Origin of the sequence: Bradyrhizobium sp. Mp19, from assembly GCF_029952935.1 — a bacterium.
GTDB lineage: Bacteria > Pseudomonadota > Alphaproteobacteria > Rhizobiales > Xanthobacteraceae > Bradyrhizobium > Bradyrhizobium elkanii.
The window spans coordinates 1-3,554 of sequence record NZ_JASAUT010000142.1; the positions used below are offsets into that span (position 1 = coordinate 1).

Consider the following 3,554-nt stretch of genomic DNA (forward strand, 5'->3'; position numbering starts at 1 on the left):
TCGAAAACTCTCATGGCAATCATGCTTTGCGCCTCGATCGTTCGGATCATCTACTTTATCACACTCGGAATGATTCGACCAAAAACGAGAGGCCGGCGCAGTGGCCGGCGCCCCGTCACAATTCAATGGCTTGATGTACTCAGCGGAAGTACGTCGTGATCACTTCGATACCGGCTCTGCGCCAAGCGCAAGAGCGGCCTCATAAAGCCGCCGACCGCCGGTGACCTTGCCCCTCGAGCTTAATCCAGTTTGAAGTTCGTTCTGGCCCACGACAAGGACCAGAGCATGAAGCGCAGCCGCTTTTCGGAAGAGCAGATCATCGGGATTTTGAAGGAGCATGAGGTCGGCGTGTCGGTCGCCGATCTTTGCCGCAAGCATGGCGTCAGCGACGCCAGCATCTACAAATGGAAGGCCAAGTTCGGTGGGATGGAGGTGTCGGAGGCCAAGCGGCTGAAGACGCTGGAGGACGAAAACACGCGGCTGAAACGGCTGCTGGCCGACGCCATGCTGGACAATGCGGCGTTGAAGGACCTCGTGGGAAAGAAATGGTGACGCCCGCAGCCGAGCGGAAAGCTGTCGCCCATCTCCGAGGCGCCTTCGGGATGAGTGAACGGCGGGCGTGTAAAGCCATCGGCTGCTGCCGCATGACTATGAGATACCAGACGACCCGGGCGGACGAAGCCGGCGTTCGCCAGCGCATGAAGGCGATCGCCCAGGAGCGCCGTCGCTTCGGCTATCGGCGCCTGCACGTTCTCCTCAAGCGGGAGGGCTATGTGATCAACCACAAGAAGCTGTTCCGGCTCTACCGGGAAGAGAAGCTTGCAGTGCGCCGCCCTGGCGGTCGCAAGCGGGCGATCGGGACCCGGGCGCCGATGACGGTGCCGATGGCGCCGAACGACCGCTGTTCGCTCGACTTCGTGTCGGATCAGCTCACGGACGGCCGCCGCTTCCGCATCCTGACCGTCGTCGATGACTGCACGCGCGAGTGCCTGGCGCTGGTGGCAGACACCTCGCTCTCCGGCATTCGCGTAGCGCGGGAGCTGGACCCGCTTGTGATCGAGCGTGGCAAGCCGAAGATGGTGGTCAGCGACAACGGCAGCGAGTTCACCGGCAACGCCATCCTGACATGGGCCGATCGGAACCGCGTCGCATGGCACTACATTGCGCCGGGCAAACCCATGCAGAATGCCTTTATCGAGAGCTTCAATGGCCGGCTGCGGGATGAATTGTTGAACGAGACGCTGTTCACGTCGCTGGCCCAGGCCCGCGTCGCGCTCCGATGCTGGCGGACCGATTACAACGACGCACGGCCGCACTCGCGGCTCGGATGGAAGACGCCGTCCGAGTTCGCCTTCACCTGCCATCCGCGCCGGGATCTGGCGCTGCGCTATGCCCAGGGCTCCGCGCCAGCTCCCGTCGCTACCACCGCCCAACCGGGCAAATCCAACAGCTGGGGCGAACTCAGGACCGGATAAAACTTGGGGGCAAGGTCACCAGTGATGGCTTTCCGGTCGGCTCCGCCTCCCTCCGGCCCGTCACCGGCGGAAACAACCTTCAACCGAGATCATAATCCCGATCGTGGGGGCAGTTCTTCATGACGCAAAGGGGCGTATTGCCTCACCTGAGGATGTTACTTTCGCTTGACGGATGTAATCCCGACTGTCGACCCTTCCGAGGTTGCGTCATTGCTTGGAGGATCGGAGGGACTGGGGACGTCGCGGAGTGCCCATCACACGCAGCGGCGGCCCTAATCCCGGGATCACCGGCCAGTGCCGCACCCTCAACCGTGCGCAGGATGATCGTCTCGGCTGCTTTGCATCTGAGCGATCGCAACAAGCGCTGCACGATGGTGTGTTGCGGCGGACCGAACTGTTCGGGGCGTTGTTCAGCGAGGCGACCGAGAATTGCCAGCGCAGTCAGACGGGGCTCGGCCTCCAGCCAGCGCTCGATGTCGGCGAGGTGCGGATCGAGCATTGATGGCATTCTCATGCGCTTTTTGTATGGCTTGCGCATGCGTCGATGGATGATGCGCTGTTCCCCCAGATGCACGTCATTGCCGAGCCTCTTCGCGAACGCTGCAGCGTTTTTTGTCGGCGCCGGTGGGCGGGTTGCTGCCGCGAGCCTGCCCGATCGGGCGTCGACGCGCGTGCCGAGCTCCGCCTAAGCGGATCTCATCTCGGCCAACAGGGCCACGGGATCGAGCGTGCGATAAAGCTCTCGAAGACGCCGTTTGACGAGCTTGCTTAACCTCGGATGCACCAGTGCTCGTTCGTGGGGCGTGGCTGGAACATGATAGCGCTTGATCACCTTCGCGCCCTCGCGTCGCTTGTCCTTCAGCTTGAAGGACGGCTGGAAAAAGTTGGTGTGCAGCCGAGATGCAGCATACAAACGTTCAAGTACGCGCGTCGTCTCGACACCATCGAACCGACCGTCTCCCACGAGTCGCCCGACGACCGCGCCGTTCTTCTGCTCGACGAAAGCCTGATCATTCTTCTTGTAGGCGCGAGCGTGTCACATCGATCTTTTGCGTGCGACCAGGGTACGACGACGTCGTTCATGAACGCGCTGCCATTGTCGAAGTCGGCGCCGCGAATGCCCCAGGGAAACAGGCTCTGTGCGCGCTCCATCGCTCGCACGACGAGGCCGCCCTCGCGCGTCACCAGTGGCATGCACTCGGTCCAACCAGTCGCGACATCGACCCTGGTCAACGTCTGTATGAACGAGCCAGCTACAGATGTGCCGCCATGCGCCACCATGTCGACCTCGCAGAACCCCGGCGGCGGATCGTGCCAGTCGTTGAACGTCCGGACCGGCACTTCACGGCGCACCGCCGAATAAAACCCGACCCGCCGGCGCTTACCGCCGGCCGCGGCGATCTTGGTCTCGACCAGCAGGCGATCAATCGTGGCTGGCAATGCCAATACAGATGCGAGCCGCGGTTGAGCAAGGATGGAAGTGTGGTTGTTCGAACATGCCGCGCTCCTCTTCTAGCGCCGTCACCGATCTCAGCCCATCTTTAGCTCGGGCGCCCTAGTGATGAATAGAGGATGAGGGGCCAGAAAGCCACGCCCCCCCAGAATAGGTAGGAGCCCGATCCGATGTTGATGCTGTAACGTCAAGCGTCGTTAGCCGTTGGGGCTGGAGTCCGTGGAGCATCAGGATCTGACGATGTCTAAAACGACTGCCAACTTGCGTCCCGAAATTAAGAAGCGCATTGCCCAAATCGAATGTATGACGCTGGTCCAGAATCAAGAGGTCATGATGGATTGTGTATCCGAGCGGTCTGCTGGCAGGATGACGACATGTGAGGGCAATGCATTGCGCCGAGCACTGAACAAACGGGTCGGTATCCTCAGACAAGACCTTGTCGCGTAAGAGCTCGCGACTTCGTCAGGCGAAGCAATGATGTCGCACAGCCATAGGACACGACCTTAGCTGAGGAGAGCCTAGATAAATGAACGCTTCTAGGTGCAACGGTCTGAACCGCCCCGGGATTGCCGGAGGCCCCAACTCCTGAGAAGGTGGGGCCGTTATGAGCAAGACGACGACGAACA

At 61.3% G+C, this 3,554-nt stretch carries 3 protein-coding genes; 2 read left to right on the forward strand and 1 reads right to left on the reverse strand.

Features of this window, described 5'->3' with window-relative positions; genetic code table 11:
* Positions 1-285 precede the first annotated feature (285 nt).
* A protein-coding gene (locus QJT82_RS45150; protein ID WP_179077445.1) for an IS3 family transposase occupies positions 286-1,475 on the forward strand; the annotation gives its coding sequence in 2 pieces (ribosomal slippage) (positions 286-535 and positions 535-1,475; 1,191 coding nt in all).
* A gap of 247 nt (positions 1,476-1,722) precedes the next feature.
* Positions 1,723-1,977, forward strand: a complete 255-nt coding sequence (locus tag QJT82_RS45155; RefSeq protein ID WP_016845169.1) for a hypothetical protein — start codon at positions 1,723-1,725, stop codon at positions 1,975-1,977.
* A gap of 356 nt (positions 1,978-2,333) precedes the next feature.
* Here the strand turns inward: QJT82_RS45155 and QJT82_RS45160 are convergent, their stop codons facing one another.
* Positions 2,334-2,915, reverse strand: coding sequence for a hypothetical protein (locus QJT82_RS45160; protein WP_075969370.1), 582 nt, complete (start codon positions 2,913-2,915; stop codon positions 2,334-2,336).
* Positions 2,916-3,554: the final 639 nt, after the last annotated feature.